A 20,272-nucleotide genomic window follows, 5' to 3' on the forward strand; every position below is an offset into this window, starting at 1 on the left:
CACGCTAACGGTCGGTGTAGCGCCCACGCGACCGGGTAACGCACGACCTCGGGAGAACGGTCACCCGGCGCCGTTGAGCAGCATCTGGCGTACGACGGGGCCCGCCGAGTCGCCGCCGTGCCCGCCCTGCTCCACCACCGCCGCCGAGGCGAGATCACCGCGCCATGCGGTGAACCAGCCGTTGGGCTCCTTCTGCCCGTCGACCTCCGCCGAGCCGGTCTTCGCGCCCATGTCGGAGCCGAGCCCGGACATCGGCTCCACGGCCGTGCCCGCGACCGCCGTGTAGTGCATCAGCTCCCGCAGGTCGGCGACGGTCCCGGCGGACAGCGTCCGAGCGGCCTTCGCGAGCGTGCGGTGGTCGACGTCCGGCGAGACCAGGTAGGGCTGGTGGAAGGTGCCGGACTTCACGGTCGCCGCGACCGACGCCATGTTCAGCGGGTTCATCCGCACCCCGCCCTGCCCGATCAGCGAGGCCGCCATCTGCGCGTCCGACTGCACCGGCACCGAACCGTCGAAACTCGGCACGCCGATCGCCCAGTTGTCGAGGCCGAGCCCGAAGACCTGCTGTGCCTGCTTGGTCAGCGAGTCGTTCTCCAGCTTCGGGGCCTGGCTGATGAAGGCGGTGTTGCAGGACGCGGCGAAACTCGCCTTGAACGTGCCGTTCTTGATCTGGAACTTGTCGTCGTTCTGGAACTTCCAGTGCCCGTACGTGAAGTACTTCGGGCACGGGTGCTTCTTGTCCACGCCCGCCAGGCCCTTCTCCAGGAGCAGCGACGACGTGATGACCTTCATCGTGGAGCCGGGGGCGAGGGAGCCCTGGAACGCCGTGTTGAAGCCGGGGCTGGAGTTGGCCACGCCCAGGATCTCGCCGGTCGAGGGCCGCAGCACGACGACGGAGGCCCGCTCGCGGGAGGCGACCTGCTTCTCGGCGGCGGCCTGCACACCGGGGCTGATCGTCGTCTTCACCGTGCCCGGGGTGCCCTCGGAGAGCGTCACCAGCGTCTTGTCGGGCACCGCGTTCTTCTCGGCACCCTTCTCCGGGGCCTTGCGCACGACGCGCAGTTCGACGCCGGCCGTGCCGCCCGCCTTCTTGCCGTACTTCTCGCGCAGCCCGTCGATGACGATGCCGAGCGACGGGTACTTCTTGGCGGTCAGCTCTCCGCCGTCCCGGTCCTCCGCCTTGACGGGCGGGTCGCCGGCCTCCCCGGTGACGAGCCGGTCGCCGTCCTTCAGCTCCGGGTGCGCGACGGACGGCTGCCAGCCGACGAGGACCTTGCCGTCGCTCTTGCGGCGCACCGCCGTCAGCGAGGAGTCGTACGCGTACGGCTTGCTGATCCCGGGACCGCCGGCCTTCTTCTCGTACGAGACCATCGACGTGACGTGGAAGGGGACCTTGGCGCCCGCTCGGGTGCCCGGGGTGACCTTCACGTCGGTGAGGTGGGCGTCCTTGGTCAGACCGGTCAGCGCGGTCCGCGCGGCGCTCGTGTCGTCCGTGTACGAGGCGGCCTTGGCCACGTCCCCGGACTGCCAGGCGGTGAGGAATCCGTCGGCCGCCGTCCGCACCTCCGCGGCGCTCGGCGGACCCGTCTTCACCTCGGGCTTCCCGTCCGACGTCGCGGCGGACGACAGGCCGCCGCTGTCCATCAGGACGTAGGCGCCGACACCCGCCCCGACGACGGCGACCACGGCGGCCGCGCCGATCACCACGGCGTTGGTGTTCCGGCGCGGCGGCGCGGCCTTGCGCTTGCCTCTGGTGCCCAACGTCGTCCTCCGGTGGTTCTGCGGGAAGCTCAGATTACGGCGTGCCCCAAGTCGCTTGCGCCGAAGGGCAGAACGCCGTACACGAGCCCGTGGTTTCGTTACGATCCGGCCCGCAGCACGGAAGCCACGATCGGTCCGGCCGCGTCGCCGCCGTGGCCGCCGCCCTCCACCATCGCGGCGGCGGCGACATCGCCCCGGTATCCCGTGAACCAGGAGTTGGACACGTTCGCCCCGTCGACCTCCGCGGAGCCCGTCTTCGCCCCGATGTCACCGGTGAGCCCGGCCATCGCGTTCGTGGCCGTGCCGATGGACGAGGTCGCGGTCAGCCGCATCATCTGCTTGAGCTGGTACACGGTCGAGTTCGGCAGGCCCTGCGCGGTGGCCGGTTGACGGTCGCCGAGCTTCGGGGAGACGATCACCGGCTGATGGAACGTGCCGGTGATCGCGGTCGCCGTGACCGACGCCATGTTCAGCGGGTTCATCGCCACCTTGCCCTGGCCGATCATCCCGGCCGGGTCGTCCGAGTCGCCGTTGACCGGCACGGAACCGTCGTACGACACGATCCCGGTCTGCCAGTCCTTGCCGAGCCCGAACCGGTTCTGCGCCTCGGCCGCGAACTTCTGCGCGCCCAGGTCGTCGGAGAGCTTGATGAAGGCGGTGTTGCAGGAGCGCTGGAAGCTGTTGGACAGCGTCGCGCCCTCGTTGGGCTGCATGCCCGTGAGGTTGTGGAAGGTCTGGCTCAGCGCGACCACCGACGACGGGCAGGGGGCCTGTCCGGTCATCGACGTGACACCGTTGTCGATCAGCGCCGCCGCGGTGATGATCTTCATCGTGGAGCCGGGCGCCAGCTTGGCCTCGAACGCGGCGTTCCATTCGCCGTACCCGTGGTTGGCGACCGCCAGCACCTCGCCGGTGGACGGCTTGACCGCCACCACGGCCGACTTGGAGAACTTCGCCGCCGACTGCTCGGCAGCCGCCTGCGCGCTCGCGCTGATCGTCGTCCGCAGCTTGCCGGGCTTGCCCTTGGTGAGGGTGAGCAGCGTCTTCGCGGTGGTCGTACCGTCCGCGCCCGCACGCTTGATGAACGTCTCGACGCCCGGCGTACCGCCCGCATCGTCCCCGTACTTGGCGCGCAGCGTCTCCAGGACGGGCCCGAGCGAGGGGTACTTCGCCTTGGTCAGCACCGTGTCGTTCCGGTCCACGGCCTCGATGGGCGGCGCCGCCGACTCGCCGGTGACGAGCGTGTCGCCCTCGCGCATGTCCGGGTGCAGGACGGACGGCCGCCAGCGCACCAGCGCCCGGCCCGTGGTGTCGCCGCGCACGATCGTCAGCGACGAGTCGTACGTCATCGTCCGCTTCTTGCCGTCGAACGACACCGTGGCCCTGACCTTGAACGGCACCTTCGCCCCGGCCGGCGTGCCCGCGGTCAGGACGGTGTGCGTGATGTGCGCCTCGTCGTGCCAGCCCTGCAGCGCGCTCCGCGCGTTCGTCGCGTAGTTCGTGTACGCCGCCGCGCCCGACGCGTCGTTCTTCGCCCACGCCGACAAAAACTTCTGCGACGTCTCCTTGACCTCGTCGCTCGTCGGCGGCCCGCTCCTGCGAGCCCCCGGCGCACCCGCGGACGACGAACCGCCGTCCCCCGTCACCGTCGAGATGATGTTGTACGCCCCGTATCCGGCACCGCCCACCATCACGGTGAACACCCCGCCGACGATGGCGGCCTTGACCCCCTTGCGCATGTGCGCGCCCCTCCCCAGGTTGACGGAAGGGACTGTAGGCATGTCAGGGGCCCGTGGTGCGGGGTGTTTTCCAGATGGTGTCCGAAGGTGTCCGAAGAGTGATCGCGAATACGGCCGAAAACAGCTCAGACCCAGGTATCCAGCCACATCCGTGAACGCCAGGAATCCATCGGGATGGCGTGGCCCGTGTAGATCGGCCAGAAGTACACGGAATCCCTAGTGGCCAGGGCCCTGTGAGCCCTGACCTGCGACGATCCGTAAGTCCTGCGGCTCGTCAGGCCGCCTGGGCCGCCTCAGGGCCGTGATCTTGTTCAACGGGCCCCCTGAATGCCCGATCCACAGCCTTGCGGGTGCGGCCCTCGCTGCTCGGCATGAGGTGCGTGTACGTGCGCAACGTGAACCCGGGATCAGCGTGACCGAGGTACTGGCTCAGGGCCTTGATGTTCTCGCCGGCATCGAGCAGCAGCGAAGCGTAGAAGTGGCGCAGCGCGTGCATGCCGTTGTCCGGCGCGGACGCGTACCGCTCGCCCTTCTCCGCTTCCGGGATGATTCCGGCAGCCACGAGAGCAGGCTTCCATTTCAAGTCGTTGAAGTTGCTCACTCGGACGTGGTCGCCTCGGTCTCCGGAGAACAGCAGACGCTTGGTGACGAGCGCCCCGTCCGGGGCGCGCCACGGCAGCGTGATGGACACCGGTGGGAACCGCTTGATGTGTGCACTGAGCGCCACGCCGACGGCCTGGGGGAGTGGCACCTTCCTGGTCTTGTTCCCCTTCGGTCGGGCGAAGACGTATTTGCCCCGGATTCGCTTGAGCTGGTGGTTCACGTGAAGCCAGCCACCGTCGATGTCGAGTTCATCAACGGATAGGCCGAACACTTCACCCTGCCGCAGACCACAACCGGCGCCGGCATCGACCGTGGCCCGGAAGCGTTCGGGAAGTGCCTCCTGCACGGTGAGTACCTGAGGGATTGTCCAGGGAACGATCTGCCCTGGAACATCCTTGGGGATCGTCACCGACCTTGCATGGCAAGGGTTCTTCGCGAGTAGTCCGTCGTCGACGGCTGCGTTGAGTACTGCGGCGACCGTGCCATAGATGATGCGGCGGCTGGATTCGGCAGGGGCCATGGGCTCCAGCTCAGCAAGCCAGGTCCGGATGTGCTCGGGCTTGAACGAGCCGAGCGGGCGGGTCCCGAAGTACGGGTAGGCGTGCAGCCGCAGACGCCGTTCTGCCGCTTCGCGGCTGTTGATCTCGCCGGGATGGGCCTTTACCCACTTCTCGGCGTACTGCCGGAAGGTGGTGCGGGAAGCGCGAGGGTCGGTGTACTGGCCGCGCGACATGTCGGCTTCGACGTTGATGAGCCACTTCTCGGCGAGGCGTTTCTGCCCGTCGCGAAAGCTCTTCGACTTCTCACTTCCGTCTGGCCCGATGTAGCGGGCTCGGTAGCGGAGGCCGGTACCGTAGCGGTCGGTCCTGACGCGGGTGGTCTTGTCGTCTGCGGTCGTTTCGGTCTTGAACCAGCGGTCTTGGATGTGGCCGGCCATGTGGCGGCGGTCCCTTCTCGACAGCACGAAGGGAGGGCCACGGGGTGGCCCTCCCTTGGGAGTTGAACGAGTGGTCTCGGCTGGTGAGGTCAGGCAGCCTCGGCGTCCACTCGGCGGAGCTCAGTGACGTAGGTCTTCACGTCGGCGGGGTCGTAGCGGATGTGCTTGCCGATGCGGAAGCCGGGCGGGCCGGTGCGCTTCTTGCGCCACTGGTAGACGGTTTCCTTGGGCACCTCGAAGATTTCGGCGATGTCGTCGGGGGTGAGGTACCGGTCGGGCAGGCCGCCCCGGAGGGTGGCGCGGGGGTCGGATGGAGCGGAAGGGCTTCGGCTCATGGGGTCCTCGGCAGTGCGTCGTGTTGGCGTTCGCGGCTGCTCTGCGTCCGTGTGTGTCCGAGGTGCGGATTTCTGCGTCATTGCGTCATCAGCGTCATGTGAGCTTCTGACCTGGGGCTTTGCGTGACGCAGTAGGCGCGGGGTGCGTCATCGGCGCGTCATGTGCTGCGTCATCGGGTGACGCAGATGACGCAGGATGACGCAGAGATCGTCGTCTGCGTCATGCCTCTTGGCGCAGGTCAGGAACCGTTTTTCGGCCTTCATGACGCAGATGACGCAGCGTCTTCCCTCTTAGGACAAAAGAGGGGGCGTCTGTTGTGGTGCGGTGCCGCTTCAAGCGTGAAGAAGGAGCCGCCTTGGCGGCGCGTCTTATGAGGCGGCGCGTTGCGCCGAACAGCAAGAGGAGCACGCCTTGGTGGTGGTGCTCCTCTTGCTTGTCCGGGCGCGCGGTCCGTGGGTCAGAATGCCCGCTTCTGCTCGTGTGGGGGCGGGGTGGCCGGGCGGGTCATTTCGAGGTAGCGGCCTTCGCTGGTGCGCCCCGCGTCGATGAGGACACCTCGGGCGGCCAGGGTCGGTTGAAGGCGCTTGAGACGGTCGGAGAGGACCTTGCCGGTGGTCGGCCACCCTTTGGGCAGCGGGCGCAGCCCATCGTCGTTGTAGAGGCCGCTGAGGAGGTGCAGCCACTCAGTGGACGTCATCCGCTGATCCGCGCCCGGGGTGAGGGTCTCGGCGTGCCGAAGGACCGTCTGTGCAAGCAGATCGCCCTCGATGACGTCGTCGTTGAGGTCGTCCAGGCTGGCCCGGTACGCGGTGAGCGCCCCCAGGCCGGTCGCCGTGTCGAGTTGCGCGCACAGGTGCGCGAAGTCCGCCATCCGCAGGTCGGTGGGAGTCTCTGCGTCGGCGGCGCGGACCTTGACCGTCAGGTCCAGGAGCGAGCCGAGAATGACGGGCAGAACTTCCGCGTACTCCGCCCACAACTCCGCTTCGGTGCGCCGGACCTTGGGGCGCTCCAGCCGCAGCGGCAGGAGGCGTTCGGCCAGGTCGCCCCGGATGAGCCCGACGTCAATGCCAGTCAGCAGCAGGGGGCGCCGGTAGCCGACGCGGAACACGTCCCCGTCGGTGAACAGGGCGCGCTTGACGCTCTCGGCGCCGGTCACGATGCAGCACACGGCGTCGGACAGGTCCGGGGTGAGGTGAGAGAGGTTGTCCAGCGCGGTGACCCACCCGGCTGAGACGGCGGCGATCAGGTTCTCCTCGTCCTTCGGGGCGCGCCGCAGGTCGCCGGTCATGCCCTCGATGATCCGGACCAGCATCCGGCCTGCCGTGGATTTGCCCGCGCCCTGTGGCCCGGTGAGGAACGGGGCGGGGACGGGCACGGACGGGCCGAGGCAGCCGATTAGCCAGGCGATGGCCAGGCATTCGGTCTCGGCGTTGGCGAAGTTGCACAGCCGGAGCAGGAGGTCGATGCCCGTTCCGTTGGTGTCCTTGGCCGGCAGGGGCAGTTCCCCGGTGAGCTGGGTGCGCCGCCAGCACACCTCGCGGGGGTCGGGGACGCGGATGTCCCAGCCGGTGGGGTGGATGCGCACCGACTGCCCGTCCATGCGGCCCAGGTCCAGCCAGGTGGCCCCGTCGAAGCCGGGGGCGACGCGGATGTGCACGGCCTGGGTGTCCTCGTTCAGTGCGAGTGCTTCGATCAAGTCCAACGCCTCCTTGAGGGCAGTGCCGTTGAAGACGCCGAGCCCGTCTTTGAACAGGCCGACCATGAGTTCCTGGCGGTGGCTTCCAGTGGTGCCCTGGGAGCGGATCGGTCGGGCCACGGGGTGGCCGTTCTTCTGCGCGTAGACGGTGCCGTCGGCGGTGCGGAAGTACCGGAAGTGCGCCTGCGCGTAGTCGGTGATGACCTCGCGGGCGGGGTTCTTCTCGTCGTCAGCCATGGTCACAGTCCCAACCTGGTGCGGGCGTTGGTCCACGCGTCGGTGCAGTGCCGGGCGGTTTCGCCCTTGGTCTGCGCGGCGGTGAACAGCCGCGCGACGTGCGTCTCGGTGAGGCAGCCGCACCGGCCGTGCTTGGAGAGCACGGCCAGGAAAGTCCGGTAGACGGTCGTGTGGATCGCCGAGCTGGCTCCGGTGATGCGCTGCTCCGCCATGGCGATGCCACGGTCCAGGTAGGCCGGGGTGCGGTGGCGGCACTCCCCGCCCCCGGCCGGGGCCGGCACGGTGATGGCCTGCGGCGCCGGCCGAACCTCGGCGGGCTTCTTCACGGTCAGCGCGCGCACAGCATCGGGCAGGGCGGTCATGGTGCCGGTGCCGAATCCGAGCCACCGGGCGTAGGCCATGGTGGACTTGATGTCCACGCCGGGCAGTACCGCGTTGGCGGACGGCATCGCACCGAGGTACAGCCAGTGCTCACCCCGGGTGGTGGGCACAGTCTGCGTGGTGGGCAGATTCTCGCGAGCCCACGTGATCGCGTCGGCGTCGTCGAGGTCCACGACCGTCAACCCCGCGCCGCCCGGGTGGTAGGCGACCGCGGCCGCGGCCATCCAGGCGCGGCGCCAGATGCCGGAGTTGATGATGTGCGGGTCGGTGGTCGCGGCGGACCAGCCGTGGCAGAGGCCGGGGCAGGCGCACGGCCCGGGGGTCTTCATGTTCGGCCGGCCGCCGCACGCGTTGTCGGTGCAGCGGCGGCAGTTGCCGAACGGGACCTTCCCGGCTCGCAGGGGCAGTACGGGCACGCCGGAGGCGGCCAGGGCGAGAGCGTTACGCAGGTGCTCTCCCTGAAGGGGGGTCGGTTGAGTCATGCTGGAGGTCCTCCAGTTCTCTGAGTGCTGGGTGGCAAGGGCGGCCCCGCGGCTTTGGCGAGACGGTGGGGCCGCCCTTGGCGTAGCTACTCGGTGTCGGGGAGCGGGCCGGACCAGCCGAGCGGGCTCATGGAGCCGTGGGCGCGTTCCAGGGCGTCGGTGAGGGCGTTCGCGTGCTGGATGGCGTCGCGCAGGGCGGTGAGGGTGTCGACGACGTGCAGGGCGGGGACGCCGTGGTCGGCGGTGAGGTGGCCGGTCGCGTTCATGGCGCCGACGGCTTCGGCGGTCTGATCCAGGGCCTGCGGCAGGCGCTGTGCGAGCGTCGTGAGTTCGCCGATCACGTGGTACGCGGTGCCGGGGTGGGCGATGGCGGACCGGACGTCCCTGCGCGGGCGGGTCGCGTGGTTGAAGGTGCGGATGGCGTCGGCGGCCCGGCGCGGGTACTGGTCCGCGTCGACTGTGCGCTTGGTCATCAGCGGGTCTCCTTCGGCGGGGTCAACTGTGGAAGTGGTTGCGCTTGATGACGGCTTTGCGGATGTTGACCGTGGTCCCGCCGCGGGAGGCGCCGAGGACCTGCACGGCGATCCAGCCGCCGAAGACGACCGCGGTCAGGATGATGAGTTGCTGGATGAGCGCGGCGAGTGCGGCGATGAACGTGGTGAGCAGCAGCAGCCCGCCGCACACGGTGAGGAAGCCGACGCCGCCGAGCGCGACGTTCACCGCCGCCCGCGACACGGCCGGCTTGGTGGCGACCGGTTCGGGCTGGACGGGGTTGATGGCGTAGCCGGTGACCGCGCGCCCGTCGGGCAGCACGATGGTCTGCACGGTGGGGATGTGGCCCAGCTGCACGGCGACGACCGGAGCGGCTTGGACGTGCTGTATCGGGGCGGGCTGATGGACGATGACGGGCGCCTGTGCGGCCGTGGGGTGGACGTGTTCGGGCAGCATGCGGAATCCCTTCCGGTGCTCGGCTGGGGAGGTGGAGGCACCCCCCTGGGGGTGCCTCCTGGAGGGGTGTTTCAGGGGTGTGAGCAGGGCGCCTCCCCGCCTCCCTGAAACGATGTTTGCGCTGATCAGCAGGGGGATTTGGTCCCGGGGAGGGGGTTGGGGAGTTCTCCCCGCCTCCCCGGCGCGGGCCCTCGTTCCTCCCCGCTACTCGGCGGCGGAAGCGGAACCTGTCTCGTCGCGGTTGGCGAGTGCGCGGGCCACGGCGTCGTGGTGGACGACCATGACGCCGTGGGACTTCTTCGGCGTCTCGCCGTGCTCTTCAAGCAGTCGCTTGAGGCGGCCGTTGTTCCACTCGCCGTAGGTGGCGGTGTCGAGGGCGTGCAGCAGCTTCAGGACCTCGTCGGTGCGCATCCGAGGGGCCTTGCCGATGACGGTTGCCACGTCGGCCAGCGCATCGCGGTCCTCGGTGTTGTCGATGACGTGCAGGGTGGTGACGCCGTCGCGCAGGGCCTTGGCGCGTGCGGCGATCTCCTTGGCCGGGTCGTCGTCGATGAAGTGCGTGCGCACGGTGATGAACGACTGGCCCTTGGGCAGGTCGATGCCGTCCGAGGCGACGACCAGGGTTCCCTTGTCCAGGCCCTGGCGCAGCAGGTGCGGGGCGGCCCCGTCGTCGACAGCCTTATCGCCCAAAGCCATGCGGGACTGCGTGTCGGTGCCCAGCACGAGGGAGGCGCGCGTGTGGGCGCCCTCGCGGACCAGCTTGGGCAGGTTCTGGTCGGTGGGGTCCTGGGTGCCCTGCCACAGCAGCACATCGACTGCCCGGCCCTGGTTGTGGAGGTAGCGGGCGGCCATGAAGTAGCGGGAGGTGGCCTTGGCCCCGCCGTAGGGCCGCCTGTCGTCGCCGACGGCCGGGCACATGAACGCCATCTGCGCCTCGTCCACGGTCACGATGAGCGGCGCGAACGTGGCCGTGGGGTCGTTGCGGCGTACCTCGATGCGCCGGTTCATCTCCTCCACTGCGGCCTCGATCATCTCGGTCGCCTGCATGACGTGTTCGTCGGAGGGGCCCTCGATCAGGACGTCCGCGATGCCGTCGAACATGCTCCAGTCGCCCACGCCCTTCAGGTCGGCGATCCAGAACTGCACGGACCGGTCGAGGGCCAGCCACAGGGCCAGCGCGCGCAGGGCGGCGGTCTTGCCCTGGTTCGAGCGGCCGGTGATGAGCAGGTGGCGCTGGTAGACGCTGAGTTCGGCGGCGTCGCCGCGCAGGTCCTGCCCCCACGGGGCCTTTCCGGACTTGTAGTTGGCGGTCATCGATTCGTCGGTGACCAGCGGGGACGGGCCGATCGGCTCGTCCAGCGCGCCCGAGTCGGCGATCCACAGGCGGACCGTGCGGGCCGCCTCGGGGATGGTGATGAACACCTCGTGCTCGTGGCGGGTCAGGTTCTCTGCCAGCTTCTTGCGGCGCCCCTGCACCTCGTTGGTCGACACCCCGGACGGGAGCGTGACGTCGACTTCGACGCCGCATCCGGCGATCCGGATCGGGCCGAGCATCGAGGCGCCGACGTCGCCCATGTCCTTGATGGCGTTGCGCAGCGGGGCCACCCCGAGGTCGCGCAGGGCCTTGACCACGATCGACGGCGTGATCGGCTCCCCCTCACTGCTGCGGATGTTGTCCGGCAGAGCCCAGTGCGGGGCTGCCTGCGAGTGCCGGCCGACCGCCCACAGACCGAGCAGGGCGAGCAACGGCCCGACGATGGTCAGCGGCCCCCAGACGACTTGGACAATCCAGAGCATGAGGCGGATGAAGCCGACGACCGCCATCAACGGCGTGACCACGTCGCCCACGTCCTTGGTGGCCACGGCCATGGCGATGCCGAGTACGAGCAGGCCGCCGATGCCGAGACCGACCCCGGCGGCGGCGCCCTTGGCCGCGTCGATCGGGGACGTCAAGAGGTCCATGCGGCGGCGGTGGCGGGCCTCGCGGTACCGCTGCCCGCGCTCCTCCCACTCCTGCGCCAACTCGGTGTTCCCGGCCGCCTCGGCGGCCCGCAGCATCCGTTCGTAGCGGGCAGCGGTGCGGCCGTCCCAGGCGCGGTGGGCCACGATCTTCGTGCCACCGGCCACATACATGGTGTGGCGGACGGCCAACCGGCCGGAGGTCTTGGTGCGGTCGTGGGTGGCCACGTGCCGTACGGCCCGGCCGGAGCGCACCCACAACGGCACCGGCTTGGCCACCAGCTCCGGCACCACCTTCAACGTGGTCACGGACGCTTCGGGTGCAGGCGTGGTGCCGGTGTGCTTGTGCAGGTGAACGACGTTGTCACTCATGCGCGTTGACTCCTGACAGCCCATGCGGGCAGGGAAAACCGGGGCCAGCCGTCGACTGGCCCCGGAAGACGAGAGGGGGAGGAGGGGGTTAGAGCAGGAGGTCGTCGGCGATGTGCTCGGCCTGGTACGCCTCGCGCTCCTCGGCCTCGACGAGCCGCTGATGCTCACGCTGGTCGCGGCGGGACTGCTTCTCGATGCCGTACTCGTCGCGCAGGGACTGGATCATCCGGTCCCGCACTCCGCGCCGGGAGAACTGCATCGCGTGGACCAGCTCGTGCACGAGCGTGACGGCAACTTCCTTGGTGGTGCGGTGGTTGTCGCCGTTGAGCAGGATCAGCACCGAGCCATCCGTGCGGGCCACGGCGCGGCCGGCGGCGTCGCGGGAGTGCCGGGTGGCGCCCTTCAGGGCGCGGCCGGTGGTCTTCTTGTCGGTGCATCCGGTGAGTTCGGCCTCGGCCTTCACGGCGAGTTCGGCCAGGCCCCGGGTGTTGGTCAGGGTGATCTCGACGGCGGGCATGCGGCCGTTGACCGACCAGTTCACGTGCTTCATCGCCCGCGGGGCGAGCTGCTTGGTCTCGCTGAGCAGGTCGCGTCGGCCGCGGAGCAGGTAGGTAGAGATGGTGGGCTTCACAGCGTCTCCGATCACGTGTCGCCGCAGGTCACGCGGCACGAACAGCGGCTGAGGGGGTGTCGTGGCAGGGCACGCACATGCCGAGCGAGGTGGGGATGACGTATCCGGCATCGCGCTCGCACTCGGGGCAGATGCGGCGGGCGGTGTTGGCCTTGGCCAGGGCCGCCCACCGGGCCGGGGTCATCGGCCGCACGGGAAGCGCGCGGTCGATCCGGTAGAGGTAGGCGACCAGCGGGCCCCGGCGGCGGCGCGGTCGTTCCAACTGCGCGGCCACGTCTTGGCCCCCGGGGCGCAGGCCGCGGGCCCGGAGTTGGCGCACGGTGGCGTAGCCGTCCGGGGCCAGGCGCCACCGGTAGACCGGCAGCGTGGCCATCAGGCGACCTGCAACCCGCGCTCGGAGCGCAGGGTGTCGCGCAGCGTGCGGGCCCTGGCCGGGGAGGTGCGGACTTCGCGGCGGATGCCCTCGGCGGTGAGCTTGTCGTCCGCCCAATTGGCCGTCGCGGTGCGGGCCTCGGTGAGGAGTTCGTCCGGGGTGCGCTTCGGTCGCGGGGTGCGGGCGACGTCTGGCACGCGGCCGGTGGCCCCGCGCGGTCGGATCGATTCTGCGGCCACTGTCCGCCGTTCGATTGGCTCGACCGGGGCCGGGACGATCGAGGGAACGGACTTGGTCGGGATGCTCGATTTCAGGAAGCCGACGGCGACCGGTCGGGGCAGTTCCCGCACGTTCGCTGTGATCGGTGCCGGGGTCGATACCGGCAGGTCAGCCGTAGACCGATTCATCTCGGTCTCGGCAGATTCCTCCGCATTCCCGATCGGGGGCTCGATCGGGGCGGGCCGGTGGTGCAGCACCTTCGCCACCAGGTCCGAGCCGAAGTAGATCGACCCGACCGGCAGCGACGTGGCGAGCAGGACAAGCGCCCAGTTCGCCGGGTCCCACTCGGCCAGTCGACCCCACTCGACCGTGCGGCCGTGCAGCTCCGGTACCAGGCCGTGCACGTAGTTGAGGACCAATGAGGCGAGCGTGTAGGTGCCCAGCACCCGCAGCGCGAACGTCCGGTCCTTGCCCGCCAGTACGAGGGTGGCAATCAGGGCCAGGGCCATCAAGCCATCGACGACGAACGGGTACAGCGTCGCCGCTGTCTCGTCCGCGCCGACGGCACCCGCGATGTCGCGCAGCGCGTTCCAGGAGACCCGGAACGCCATGGCGACCACGGCGACCAGAGCGAGAACGAGGGCCGTGCGGCCCTTGCGATGGAGGTTCATGCCTGGCCTCCCGTCCGGCGTCGGATGCGCCGGCCGAGCAGCACCCAGCCGACGAACTGCAGGACGCTCCCGCCGACGGTCACCCAGCGCCATCCGGCGGGCCCGGTCGCCGCGGGCATGGTCATTGCCAGGATGAGCGCCATCGTGCCGGTCACGATCAGGACCAGCGGCAGGCCGCTCAATGGCGAGTTGGTGTGGCCGTTCTTCATGCCGCACCCCCGAACGCGGCCACGGCGGCCACGAGGAGCAGGGCGCCGCCGATGCGGGTCAGGTCGATCGCGCGGCGCAGGGCGGTGAACTTGGTGACGGCGATGCGGGACAGGCCCGCGATGTCGGCGGCGGTGTCGGTGGCCACCGCATCCCGGATCTGTTCCGGGGTGAGGGTGGCCCACAGGGGAAAACCGTGGCGGCCTGACAGGTTCGGCCGGACCGAGGACAGCAGCAGCGCCGCGGCGCCCAGCAGCAGCGCGAGCCCGGCAAGCCCCGGTGCTAGCACGTAGACGCTGAGCGGCAAGCCCTGGCCCGCGCTCCACACCCCTGCCAGGACAGCGCCGATGAAGGCCAGCAGGAGACTGGCCTTGCTGTCGGTCCGGCTGATCTCTGCCTTCACCTCGGCATGCGCGGCGGTCAGGTCGCGGATGGCGACGCTCATGCGACACCGCCGGACAGGTTCGCCGTGGCCGTGCTGTTCAGCAGGGCGACGCGGGCGGCGAGCGCCCGGCGGCGGGCGCGGCGGATGCGGCGCTCGTCCAGCTCGCTCGGCGTGCGGTCCAGCGTGACGATCTGCGCGTCAAGCAGGTCGACGTCCGCCAGGATGACGGGCATCTCCTGCTCGATCGCGTCCAGCTCCCCGCCCGTCGGCTCCATGAAGTCGGCGAACGCGGTAACAGCTTCCTGAACAGTGACGATGTGATCCATGGGTCGTGACTCCCTAGCAGTAGGTACGGCCCGAACAGCGGCTCCCGGGGTGCAACCTGGGAGCCGCGCGCCGTTGATGGGGTGCCGCTTTTTGCGGCGATGAGGTCGGCGACTGCCGACCGAGAGGAGAGGTTCAGAGCTTCGTCAGCTCGCCCGTGCTGCACAGCACAGGGGCGATGAGGAAGCTGATGTTGCCGACGGTCCACCGACCACCCGTCAGGGCGCCCGGCGGGACCTCGTCGACGATCCGGCCGGTCTTGCCGGCCGCACGCGGGTCGTCCGCACAGGAAACGATCCGCACCCTGTCGCCAGCCTTGAACGACATGACGTGCCCCCTTCCGGGGCCGGAGTCTCCGGCTCCCCTCAGCGCCGCTCGTACGAGACGAGCAGCGGAGGCAATCGGCCGCTCGGTGAGCGGCAGTGGATGAGTGGTCTCTTTCGGGGACGCGGCTGCCGGTTCAAGGAACAGCGCGCTAGGGCCCCGCTGTAGGCAGAGACCAGACCTTTCGGTCTGCCATCCGGACTGCCAAGGGATCGCCCACCGTGAGGTAGACGACTGTCCGGTGCCCTCCCCCCGTCCAATGCGGGGCTCCTGGTCTTGCGTTCGTGCAGGTCAAGCAGCAGTGCATGCAGCGGCGAAGCCCTTCCGGGCCCCTTGCTGATACGTAACAGCATGTACTAGCACGTGACATCGCGCAAGGGGTGCGCGCAATGAACGTGCTAGGTCGTGCTAGTGGGTACGCTCGGATGCGTGACGATTGCTGAGGACGACCCCAGACAGCCTTACGAGCAGGCAGCCGAAACCCTGCGACGCGAGATCAGGGATGGAGTCATCAGGCCCGGCCACAAGGTGGGCTCCGTACGGGACTTGGCGAGCCGCTTCAGCATCTCGCCGACCACCGTCCAAAAAGCCCTTGGGGTCCTTCGTGATGAAGGGCTCCTGATGACGACCGGGCGAGGTAACTACGCCCGGGACCCGGAGCAGGCCGCCGACGCTGGCAGGCCCGGCAGCGCTGCGGATCTCTCCGAAGTCCTTCGTCGGCTCGAACATGTCACCTCCCAGCTCTCGGAACTTCGCGACCGAGTCGAGAGGCTGGAAGCCGGTAACTCCGGTCGCGCTGACAAGAACCAGTAAGCCCGATTCCGCGCTGGTTGACAGTGGACAGGGGTTAACACCCTCGCTGTGTTACCTGTTAACTCCCCACGTCAGCGGTGTTGTTGAGCAATCATGGAAATCTGCTGCACCGCTGACGTTGGGGAAGCGATGAAGACCAAGTTGCAAGCCGCCCGCCTTGCGCGTGGGTGGTCGCAGGCTGAACTGATGGACGCGCTAGACGACGCTGCCGAACGACTCGGCTTCGAACTCCCGTCTCGATCCAGCCTGAAGACACAGGTCTCCATGTTCGAGAACGGGCGCCGGCCACCCGGCCCCGAGTACCAGGCCATGTTCTGCGAGGTCTACGAGGCGACCCGCGAGGAACTTGGGTTCGCACTGGAGACAGCGCCCTCGCAGCTCGATGCGCTGCCAAAGTTGCCCAGCCCGCGCGGCCCCGCCCCCACGGCCTCGCCGGAAGTTCTCGGCTATCTCAAGTCTGTGTTCGTGCAGCACGCACAGGCTGAGCCGCTGGTCGGCCCAAGGTTCCTCGTGCCCCCGGTGCTGAGCCAAATGCCGCTCATAGAGCAGCTGTGTGCGGACACAAGGGGCTCGATGAGGGCTGAAGTCCTCCGCGTCAGCCTGCGGTACGCGGAGTTCCTGGGGTGGCTCTATCAGGACTCGGGGGACTCTCAGGAAGCGATGCTCTGGACGAACCGGGCCCTTGACTACGCGTACGAGCTCGACAACCCGACCTTGAGTGCGTACGTCTTGCAGCGACGCGCCAACATCGCGACGGAGGCGGGGCACGCTGGCTACGCCCAAGGTCTGGTCAATGCCGCGCTGAACTACTCGGGCCAGATCCCGAGCCAGGTGGAAGCCGTCGCTCTACGCGCACGAGCGAACGCCCTGGCTGTGCTGGGCAACGCTAGCGAGACCGCCCGCGCGCTCGAAGGGGCCCGTGTCCTTGCGGCCAAGGCCCCAGAAGACGATGAAGGCCTCGCGCCATACGTCTCCGTCGAGTACATCGACATGGAAGCGGCCAACTGTGCCATCGAGCTCAATCGGCCTGAGGACGCGGTGAAGACGTTGGAAGAAAGCCTCACACGGTGGCCTGTTCAGCAAGAACGCGACCGCGGCCTGTGCCTTGCTCGACTGGCCACGGCGTACGCGCAGAGCGAGGACCTGGAGGGTGCCGTCAACGTGGCATCGCAAGCCGTGGCTATCGCGCAGGCGACCGGATCGGCCCGGATCTTGGCAGAGTTGACCAGGCTGCAAACGCACCTGACACCCTTCCGCAAGCTCGTGGAGGTTGCGGAATTCAACCGGGCCCTGGGCAGTATGAGGGGGACCTGACGAGATGAAGGAGAACCGTGAACCTGCTTCCCACGATCACAACCACTGACGTCCAGGAACAGGAACCCCGAGTCGCCATCCTCCCGATCGGCTCGTACGAACAGCACGGCGCCCACCTGCCGCTCGTCACGGACACGGCCATCGCGTGCATCATCGCCCGCGAGATTGCTGCGGCCTACCCGGTGCTCCAACTCCCGCCCGTGACGATCGCGTGCAGCCACGAGCACGGCACGTGGCCCGGCACGGTGAGCATCAGTGCTCGGACCCTTCACGCTTTGGTCAACGACATCGCCGTGTCCCTTGAAGCACAGGGCATTCGCAAGCTCGTGCTCGTCAACGCTCACGGCGGCAATTACGTGCTCTCGAACATCGTCCAGGAAGCGAACCTCACCGAGCCCCGGATGACTCTCTTTCCGCAGGGGCGCGAGTGGAATCGTTCTCGCGAGCGCGCCGGCCTCGTGTCGGACGCTCACGGCGACATGCACGCGGGAGAGATTGAAACCTCGATCCTGCTGCACGCGGAGCCGAGCCTTGTACGTGACGGTTATGAGACTGCGGACCACGACGGCGGAGAACGTCCGTTCCTCCTAACCCGCGGTATGAAGGCTTACACCGAGACCGGCGTCATCGGATTTCCCTCTTATGCAACGACAGCGAAGGGCAAGGCAGTTTTGGAGAGTCTCGTAGAGGACTTCGCGGCGCATCTTGATGCGCTCAGCGAGCAATGAAATTTTCGGGTGGACGGATCTAGGCTCGTTGTGAAGGGTCGGCCAGGTCCTGGGATATCTTCCGCTCCTGGATTGACTTAATTCCCGAGACCACCCTTTCGATCGCTTTTATGCGAGTGTGACCCTGGTTCGCTACGGCCTTAAGTTGTTCCATCTTCGTGCGCTCAAGCCTGTCTAGTGCCTCCGATACTGTAAATAACCCCATGTCGAAACGGCACTGGTCGAGTCTGAATTGTGTTACTAGTGTGTCGGAGTGCGCGGATCCGAGTTCAGTGCTTTCCGAGAAAAGTACTTTCTTGTACAGTCTTAGCGCTTCGCTGTATTCCGCATTTCGATGTAGAGAGCGGGCCAGGCAGAAACGGGTGGTGCGTGTACGTGTAGCGTTCGGACCTAGGATTTGAGTCTGAGCCGCAGCAACTTCGCGGAACTCGTTCCATGCTTCGGTGAGTCGACTCAAGCCTTCCAGTGAATGAGCAAGGCAGTGACGTTCGTTTAGGATGACAGAGTCATTTTCGTCGGCCGTGCGCCGTCGTTCTTCTAGAGTTTCTTGAATGTCGATAAGTGCTTCTGAATAGCGCCCGCAACTCCGCAGAAGATCCCCGCGAAGGTGCCTAATGTGGAGAGCTCTGGGGCTTGTTGGGGAATGTTGTGCGTCTCGTCCGTCGAACCATGGAAGTGCTCTGGTTAACGTCTCAACGGCCTCTGGGTATTTTTGTTGCTTGCGAAGGTTCTGGGCGAGGCATTGGCTCATGTCGATGTAAAAATGTGAGCTCTGCTCGTCATAAGATTCCAGATCTTCAAGGATCGAATAGTATTCCGCCTCGGCCTCGGGCCATCGCTCGGCGGAATCTAACGCATGGGCCATGTGGTGGCGACTATGCACAGATAGGAATCGATGGTCTCCTGGCGTGGTGCTCTGTATGTGCTCGATTAGCGAGCGGTACTCGGCCTTCGCTCCGTTATCGTCGTGCCCGCGAGCTTCAATCGTAGCTGCCAGCATGCCGTGAGTGAGGAGGGTGTACGGGTCAGCGGGGCCGAGGACTCGACGGCGTGCTTCTAGTACTGATCGAAGCTCAGCTTCCTTCTCCGAAGAGGCTTCCTCAGTGTGCACTGCAACGTCGTGTCTAGTAATCAATGTTTCCGGATGGTCGGGACCGAGGTTTGAGAGCTGATCGGAGAGAATCTTATTGAATGCGAGCAGCTGCTCTTCTCCTTGGAGCAAGGAGAGTGCCGTGCGATGTCGAATAGCAAGGCGGATTGGATCGGCATCGGAAAGGAGAGGTTCGCGCATTTTTAGTATATGCGCGAAGTCTTTAGCTCTTTCGTAATGGTTGGAGAAGGCGTGGAACGCATAGGCCTTGAGTCCTGCGCGGAGGAGCGGTAAAATGACTTCATCGTTTTCGGGGGCCGCGTTCAGTGCGGAAGCCACATGCGGTTCTAGCAGGCGCCACCAAGACCAATTACGAGGCACCTCGGGAGCAGGGTGCGAGCCCTCCTCGATAATTCTTGCGATGGCACGCCAAACGGCCAATCGTTCCTGCGGCTGAGCCTCGGTCAAGCGGAGTGCATTTGCTTCCAATACGAGCCGGTGGCTAACCAGGCAGGGAGTCGGTTCTCCGCCCTTAAGTGCGCCGCTGGGTTCGATATCGACAACGTCGATGAGACTTAGATCGACTAAAGCGTCAAGGGCTCGGTCTGCGCGTTCCATCAAAGGATCCGCTTCTGATGGCGTGGTCCAGAGAGCCGGATCGAGTAGCTGGACGGGCAGTGGGCCCGCAGCACAGCATGACAGCAGTCTCATGAGGGAGCGGGCTTCAGGCAGTTGTTGCTCATCCAGCAAGTCGAGGGATATCTCCCACGTGCGCCCGATCAAGCGGCGATGGGTGCGCTCTAGGTCTGGCTCCTCTGGACGCCACTCTTCCCCTTCGTCGAGAAAGGCGGCGCCAGCCTCTCCCAGCGCCTCGGTGTACGCGGCGAACGTACGCATTCTGCGTCCACTCCGACCATGTTGCCGGAGAAGGCCCGCGCCGCGTGCCGATCGCGCGAGGTACGACCCAGCGAGCTTCAGGGCTAGGGGCAGGCCATCGAGGCGTTCAGACAGAACGAGCGCCTCGGCTGGATCGCCGGACTGCCCCGCAAGGTCCAGCAGCACGTCGCGTCCATCCGCCGGGCTCAGTACCTCAATGCGATGAGTGTCAGAATTGCGCCCCCATGTATCCGGGTTGCTCAGGCGAGAAGTAACGACGGTCATGCCAGCAGTACTTGACCGCAACCACCCGGTGCCATCGCCGGGGCGGCCTCCCTCGGCGGCAAGCCCCCCAGGCTCGTCAGCGTTGTCCACGACTAGCAGCCAAGGTCGCTCGGCAGCATCCAGCTCACGCCAGACCAGATCGGTTGCGCTGATCCGACCGGTCCACGCAGCTGTAATGGCCTCTTCCTCGGCGCCAAGTTCGCGGGCGACCTCCCGCATCCCAGTGGCGAGCCGATCGGGGGTGGCCGCAGACAGCCAAAAGACGTTGTACCCCCGGTCGCGGGCGTAGCGAGCCATGTGCAGCGCCACAGTGGTCTTGCCGCAACCACCGAGGCCGTAGAGAACCTGAACTCGGCTCTCACCTTCCGCTAGCTTGGCCTCCAGTTGGCCCAAGACATCGTCTCGGCCACGCAGCCGTGGCGGCAGATCTCCGTAGGGCGCTCGGATGGAGAATGTGCCTGGACCGTGCGAAGTTGGCACAGCCAGGTCCTCAGCAGCGGGCTCTGCGGCAGGGCGGTCGTCGTTTTTGGCTGCCTGCCTCCCCTGCTCCATCGCCATGCGGGCCATCTCGTGGACCCTGG

20 protein-coding genes are annotated in these 20,272 nt (G+C 67.5%); 3 read left to right on the top strand and 17 right to left on the bottom strand.

Annotated features, from left to right (window positions below; all coding sequences use genetic code 11):
* Positions 1-60: 60 nt before the first annotated feature.
* The 16 genes from AB0J02_RS18275 to AB0J02_RS18350 all read right to left on the bottom strand — a co-directional run bounded on the left by AB0J02_RS18275 (position 61) and on the right by AB0J02_RS18350 (position 14,588).
* Positions 61-1,644 carry a penicillin-binding transpeptidase domain-containing protein gene (locus AB0J02_RS18275; RefSeq protein ID WP_363194880.1) on the bottom strand — a complete coding sequence of 528 codons (1,584 nt, stop codon included), beginning with the start codon at positions 1,642-1,644 and terminating at the stop codon, positions 61-63.
* Between the two features lie 215 nt (positions 1,645-1,859).
* A complete protein-coding gene (locus AB0J02_RS18280) occupies positions 1,860-3,500 on the bottom strand; it encodes a penicillin-binding transpeptidase domain-containing protein (RefSeq protein ID WP_363194700.1) in 1,641 nt (546 codons plus the stop codon).
* A 274-nt stretch (positions 3,501-3,774) separates the two neighbouring features.
* Positions 3,775-5,040 (bottom strand): site-specific integrase, encoded by a 1,266-nt coding sequence (locus AB0J02_RS18285; RefSeq protein ID WP_363194701.1) that lies wholly within the window; start codon positions 5,038-5,040, stop codon positions 3,775-3,777.
* 89 nt (positions 5,041-5,129) lie between these two features.
* The gene (locus tag AB0J02_RS18290) at positions 5,130-5,375 is read right to left on the bottom strand and encodes a helix-turn-helix domain-containing protein (protein WP_363194702.1); all 246 of its coding nucleotides are present in this window, start codon (positions 5,373-5,375) and stop codon (positions 5,130-5,132) included.
* 458 nt (positions 5,376-5,833) lie between these two features.
* Positions 5,834-7,309, bottom strand: coding sequence for an ATP-binding protein (locus AB0J02_RS18295; RefSeq protein ID WP_363194703.1), 1,476 nt, complete (start codon positions 7,307-7,309; stop codon positions 5,834-5,836).
* Positions 7,310-7,311: 2 nt separating this feature from the next.
* Positions 7,312-8,172, bottom strand: a complete 861-nt coding sequence (locus tag AB0J02_RS18300; RefSeq protein ID WP_363194704.1) for a bifunctional DNA primase/polymerase — start codon at positions 8,170-8,172, stop codon at positions 7,312-7,314.
* A gap of 86 nt (positions 8,173-8,258) precedes the next feature.
* A complete protein-coding gene (locus AB0J02_RS18305) occupies positions 8,259-8,645 on the bottom strand; it encodes a hypothetical protein (protein ID WP_363194705.1) in 387 nt (128 codons plus the stop codon).
* Positions 8,646-8,667: 22 nt separating this feature from the next.
* Entirely contained in the window at positions 8,668-9,120 is a 453-nt protein-coding gene (locus tag AB0J02_RS18310; RefSeq protein WP_363194706.1) for a hypothetical protein, read from the bottom strand.
* Positions 9,121-9,324: 204 nt separating this feature from the next.
* Positions 9,325-11,451, bottom strand: a complete 2,127-nt coding sequence (locus AB0J02_RS18315; protein WP_363194707.1) for an FtsK/SpoIIIE domain-containing protein — start codon at positions 11,449-11,451, stop codon at positions 9,325-9,327.
* Positions 11,452-11,539: 88 nt separating this feature from the next.
* Complete coding sequence (locus AB0J02_RS18320) at positions 11,540-12,082, bottom strand: hypothetical protein (RefSeq protein WP_363194708.1); 543 nt, start codon at positions 12,080-12,082, stop codon at positions 11,540-11,542.
* 28 nt (positions 12,083-12,110) lie between these two features.
* Positions 12,111-12,455, bottom strand: a complete 345-nt coding sequence (locus tag AB0J02_RS18325) for an RRQRL motif-containing zinc-binding protein (RefSeq protein ID WP_363194709.1) — start codon at positions 12,453-12,455, stop codon at positions 12,111-12,113.
* Complete coding sequence (locus AB0J02_RS18330; protein ID WP_363194710.1) at positions 12,455-13,345, bottom strand: DUF2637 domain-containing protein; 891 nt, start codon at positions 13,343-13,345, stop codon at positions 12,455-12,457. The genes AB0J02_RS18325 and AB0J02_RS18330 overlap by 1 nt, the downstream gene beginning before the upstream one ends.
* The gene (locus tag AB0J02_RS18335; protein WP_363194711.1) at positions 13,342-13,554 is read right to left on the bottom strand and encodes a hypothetical protein; all 213 of its coding nucleotides are present in this window, start codon (positions 13,552-13,554) and stop codon (positions 13,342-13,344) included. The genes AB0J02_RS18330 and AB0J02_RS18335 overlap by 4 nt, the downstream gene beginning before the upstream one ends.
* Entirely contained in the window at positions 13,551-13,997 is a 447-nt protein-coding gene (locus AB0J02_RS18340; protein WP_363194712.1) for a Pycsar system effector family protein, read from the bottom strand. The genes AB0J02_RS18335 and AB0J02_RS18340 overlap by 4 nt, the downstream gene beginning before the upstream one ends.
* Complete coding sequence (locus tag AB0J02_RS18345; RefSeq protein ID WP_363194713.1) at positions 13,994-14,263, bottom strand: DUF6284 family protein; 270 nt, start codon at positions 14,261-14,263, stop codon at positions 13,994-13,996. Before AB0J02_RS18345 ends, AB0J02_RS18340 begins: the two co-directional genes overlap by 4 nt.
* 133 nt (positions 14,264-14,396) lie before the next feature.
* Positions 14,397-14,588, bottom strand: a complete 192-nt coding sequence (locus AB0J02_RS18350; protein WP_363194714.1) for a hypothetical protein — start codon at positions 14,586-14,588, stop codon at positions 14,397-14,399.
* Between the two features lie 426 nt (positions 14,589-15,014).
* Here AB0J02_RS18350 and AB0J02_RS18355 point away from each other — a divergent pair, with 426 nt between their 5' ends.
* From AB0J02_RS18355 to AB0J02_RS18365, 3 genes are all read left to right on the top strand, one after another.
* The gene (locus tag AB0J02_RS18355) at positions 15,015-15,398 is read left to right on the top strand and encodes a winged helix-turn-helix domain-containing protein (protein ID WP_363194715.1); all 384 of its coding nucleotides are present in this window, start codon (positions 15,015-15,017) and stop codon (positions 15,396-15,398) included.
* Between the two features lie 129 nt (positions 15,399-15,527).
* Entirely contained in the window at positions 15,528-16,712 is a 1,185-nt protein-coding gene (locus AB0J02_RS18360; protein WP_363194716.1) for a helix-turn-helix transcriptional regulator, read from the top strand.
* A gap of 17 nt (positions 16,713-16,729) precedes the next feature.
* Positions 16,730-17,440, top strand: a complete 711-nt coding sequence (locus AB0J02_RS18365; RefSeq protein WP_363194717.1) for a creatininase family protein — start codon at positions 16,730-16,732, stop codon at positions 17,438-17,440.
* Between the two features lie 19 nt (positions 17,441-17,459).
* Here the strand turns inward: AB0J02_RS18365 and AB0J02_RS18370 are convergent, their stop codons facing one another.
* Positions 17,460-20,258, bottom strand: a complete 2,799-nt coding sequence (locus tag AB0J02_RS18370) for an AAA family ATPase (protein WP_363194889.1) — start codon at positions 20,256-20,258, stop codon at positions 17,460-17,462.
* Positions 20,259-20,272: the final 14 nt, after the last annotated feature.

The sequence above is a fragment of the Streptomyces sp. NPDC050264 genome (assembly GCF_040655895.1).
Taxonomy (GTDB): domain Bacteria; phylum Actinomycetota; class Actinomycetes; order Streptomycetales; family Streptomycetaceae; genus Streptomyces.

What these genes read in the sequence shown, in the direction of transcription:
- AB0J02_RS18275 (WP_363194880.1), bottom strand. Translation starts at nt 1,644, where the DNA reads ATGGACAGCGGCGGCCTGTCGTCCGCCGCGACGTCGGACGGGAAGCCC.
- AB0J02_RS18280 (WP_363194700.1), bottom strand. Translation starts at nt 3,500, where the DNA reads ATGCGCAAGGGGGTCAAGGCCGCCATCGTCGGCGGGGTGTTCACCGTG.
- AB0J02_RS18285 (WP_363194701.1), bottom strand. Translation starts at nt 5,040, where the DNA reads ATGGCCGGCCACATCCAAGACCGCTGGTTCAAGACCGAAACGACCGCA.
- AB0J02_RS18290 (WP_363194702.1), bottom strand. Translation starts at nt 5,375, where the DNA reads ATGAGCCGAAGCCCTTCCGCTCCATCCGACCCCCGCGCCACCCTCCGG.
- AB0J02_RS18295 (WP_363194703.1), bottom strand. Translation starts at nt 7,309, where the DNA reads ATGGCTGACGACGAGAAGAACCCCGCCCGCGAGGTCATCACCGACTAC.
- AB0J02_RS18300 (WP_363194704.1), bottom strand. Translation starts at nt 8,172, where the DNA reads ATGACTCAACCGACCCCCCTTCAGGGAGAGCACCTGCGTAACGCTCTC.
- AB0J02_RS18305 (WP_363194705.1), bottom strand. Translation starts at nt 8,645, where the DNA reads ATGACCAAGCGCACAGTCGACGCGGACCAGTACCCGCGCCGGGCCGCC.
- AB0J02_RS18310 (WP_363194706.1), bottom strand. Translation starts at nt 9,120, where the DNA reads ATGCTGCCCGAACACGTCCACCCCACGGCCGCACAGGCGCCCGTCATC.
- AB0J02_RS18315 (WP_363194707.1), bottom strand. Translation starts at nt 11,451, where the DNA reads ATGAGTGACAACGTCGTTCACCTGCACAAGCACACCGGCACCACGCCT.
- AB0J02_RS18325 (WP_363194709.1), bottom strand. Translation starts at nt 12,455, where the DNA reads ATGGCCACGCTGCCGGTCTACCGGTGGCGCCTGGCCCCGGACGGCTAC.
- AB0J02_RS18330 (WP_363194710.1), bottom strand. Translation starts at nt 13,345, where the DNA reads ATGAACCTCCATCGCAAGGGCCGCACGGCCCTCGTTCTCGCTCTGGTC.
- AB0J02_RS18335 (WP_363194711.1), bottom strand. Translation starts at nt 13,554, where the DNA reads ATGAAGAACGGCCACACCAACTCGCCATTGAGCGGCCTGCCGCTGGTC.
- AB0J02_RS18340 (WP_363194712.1), bottom strand. Translation starts at nt 13,997, where the DNA reads ATGAGCGTCGCCATCCGCGACCTGACCGCCGCGCATGCCGAGGTGAAG.
- AB0J02_RS18345 (WP_363194713.1), bottom strand. Translation starts at nt 14,263, where the DNA reads ATGGATCACATCGTCACTGTTCAGGAAGCTGTTACCGCGTTCGCCGAC.
- AB0J02_RS18350 (WP_363194714.1), bottom strand. Translation starts at nt 14,588, where the DNA reads ATGTCGTTCAAGGCTGGCGACAGGGTGCGGATCGTTTCCTGTGCGGAC.
- AB0J02_RS18360 (WP_363194716.1), top strand. Translation starts at nt 15,528, where the DNA reads ATGAAGACCAAGTTGCAAGCCGCCCGCCTTGCGCGTGGGTGGTCGCAG.
- AB0J02_RS18370 (WP_363194889.1), bottom strand. Translation starts at nt 20,258, where the DNA reads ATGGCCCGCATGGCGATGGAGCAGGGGAGGCAGGCAGCCAAAAACGAC.